This is a genomic window from Pseudoalteromonas sp. SG45-2 (assembly GCF_014164115.1).
In the GTDB taxonomy this organism is placed as follows: domain Bacteria; phylum Pseudomonadota; class Gammaproteobacteria; order Enterobacterales; family Alteromonadaceae; genus Pseudoalteromonas; species Pseudoalteromonas distincta.
The window spans coordinates 1-1,811 of sequence record NZ_JACJEO010000055.1 but is presented as its reverse complement, the minus strand read 5'-3'; the positions used below and the strand labels follow the sequence as shown (position 1 = coordinate 1,811).

The window sequence follows — 1,811 nt, the reverse complement described above, 5'->3', positions numbered from 1 at the left end:
AGCGGTCAGTCGAGCCATCTCAATCTTAAAGTATCTTTGAACAGATAGCTCTAGATATGACGATGGCTGATTTTAATATATAGCGAACATCTTACGCGCATACTTCAAGCTTTAATCTCTTCGGGTTTAATTCCCCGCCGCTTGCGGCGTAAAGGTTTTTGACCTCATGCTAATTAAGATACCCCTCTTCGCGAAGCGAGTTTGAACCTAAGCGAAAAGCCTTGGCGCGGGGTAGTTCATTGCGCCAAGGTTCTCCTCTCCCATCGAAACATAATAATTACTTATACAGAGACGCGACTATGACATCGGTTCATCGAAATACTTATGAGTTTCTTTATATGCAGGTCTCTGTTGGATTCTAGAAATATATGCAGCTACCTTAGGTGATGGGGCAAGCATTCCAAAAGTAACCGCAGAATCTAGCAGTCCGCCGAAAACGATGTCTGCTGCTGTAAACTCATCTCCTAAAGCCCAACCACCTTGGGGAGTCATCGCTTCGATAGTCGCTACTACTCGCGTTTTATCACCCCACCCAGCTGTTGCTGAATTAGGATGCTCGATGTTTGAAGCCGCCAAGGTTAATGCCGGCTCAATGGTATTTCCAGCAATGAATAGGTATCGATAATATTTCGCTCTTTGATTAGACCCTATAGCAGGGGCGAGCTTCTTATCCAAATATTTATCAGAAAGATACGCACATATCGCAGCTGTTTCTGTAATAACGCTTTCGCCATCTACCAGTGTTGGCAATTTACCCATTGGATTGATAGTTTGCAGATCGCGCAATTCAGGTGAATCTTCAGAAAAATTAATATTGATTTGTTCATGTTGTACGTCTAGCTCTTTTAACATCCAATCAGTTGTAACTGATCTGCTCATTGAATTGTAATAGTGCTTCATCTTGTAATGTTCCTTTCTGTATAAGTTCAATTGTCAAAATACGGGTGAAATTGGTTAAGTGCTTCTAAAAAGTTTAGACTCTAGCCACTGATCTGAAGTATATTTATAAATATGTCACTTACTGGCACATTAAATTATGGCGAAGACAAATTTTAAAGATCGTGTTGCAAGGCGAAGTCGTTTGCTTGGGATGCTTCGTTCTGAACAACATTGGACAACATCTGATTTACGAGAACACTTAGATGTTAGTCAACGAACCTTGATGCGCGAGTTGGCAAGCTTAAAAGAAGAGGGATACCCAATCGAGTCAGATAGAGGTCGGGGAGGAGGTGTTCGTTTAGCAGGTCGATGGGGTATTGAGCGGCTAATGTTAAGCCATAAGGAGGTGATTGAATTATTACTGGCGCTCTCAATTGTTGAATCACTAAATTTACCCTTCATGACAAACAATTTGGAAGTAATCAAGCAGAAGTTATATCAAGCATTTCCTGCAAATCAGCGTTCTAGAGTAAGCAGAATTCGAAAACGGATATTTGTAAGCACACATGTTAGGAGCCACTGCACCGTATCAATCATCAGATGATCACATTGATATATCACAGACTATATGTGAATCCTTTCTGGAGCAACGTTGTTTAAATATTAATTATATTTCGGAAAACAAGAGATGCTCTTCGAGAACTATAGAGTCTCATTATCTTATGCTCGCTTGGCCTGTTTGGTACATTGTTGCTTGGGATCACCTTAGAAATGCACCTAGAATCTTTCGTATAGATAGGATAAAAAATGCTGAAATAGCATCAAAGAGTTTTAAACTTCGACCGGAATTAATTGCGAACGACCCCTATGCCCATCATTTCTCATCAATTTAATCTGTTTTAATGTATTAAGTAAATGTCTGCTATTGGCAC

Annotated in this window: 3 protein-coding genes; 2 read left to right on the top strand and 1 reads right to left on the bottom strand. The window is 40.3% G+C overall.

Annotated elements, in window-relative coordinates:
* Positions 1-297: 297 nt before the first annotated feature.
* Positions 298-900 (bottom strand): glutathione S-transferase family protein, encoded by a 603-nt coding sequence (locus tag H5116_RS20040; RefSeq protein ID WP_182716925.1) that lies wholly within the window; start codon positions 898-900, stop codon positions 298-300.
* A gap of 136 nt (positions 901-1,036) precedes the next feature.
* Here H5116_RS20040 and H5116_RS20550 point away from each other — a divergent pair, with 136 nt between their 5' ends.
* Together H5116_RS20550 and H5116_RS20545 are read left to right on the top strand one after the other, a co-directional pair.
* Complete coding sequence (locus H5116_RS20550) at positions 1,037-1,483, top strand: HTH domain-containing protein (protein ID WP_182716924.1); 447 nt, start codon at positions 1,037-1,039, stop codon at positions 1,481-1,483.
* On the top strand, positions 1,446-1,772 hold the full coding sequence (locus tag H5116_RS20545; protein WP_182716923.1) for a WYL domain-containing protein: 327 nt from the start codon (positions 1,446-1,448) through the stop codon (positions 1,770-1,772). Before H5116_RS20550 ends, H5116_RS20545 begins: the two co-directional genes overlap by 38 nt.
* Positions 1,773-1,811 lie beyond the last annotated feature (39 nt).

Bases quoted from the DNA above. Each gene is read 5' to 3' on its own strand.
- H5116_RS20040 (WP_182716925.1), bottom strand. From the start codon at position 900: ATGAAGCACTATTACAATTCAATGAGCAGATCAGTTACAACTGATTGG.
- H5116_RS20550 (WP_182716924.1), top strand. From the start codon at position 1,037: ATGGCGAAGACAAATTTTAAAGATCGTGTTGCAAGGCGAAGTCGTTTG.
- H5116_RS20545 (WP_182716923.1), top strand. From the start codon at position 1,446: ATGTTAGGAGCCACTGCACCGTATCAATCATCAGATGATCACATTGAT.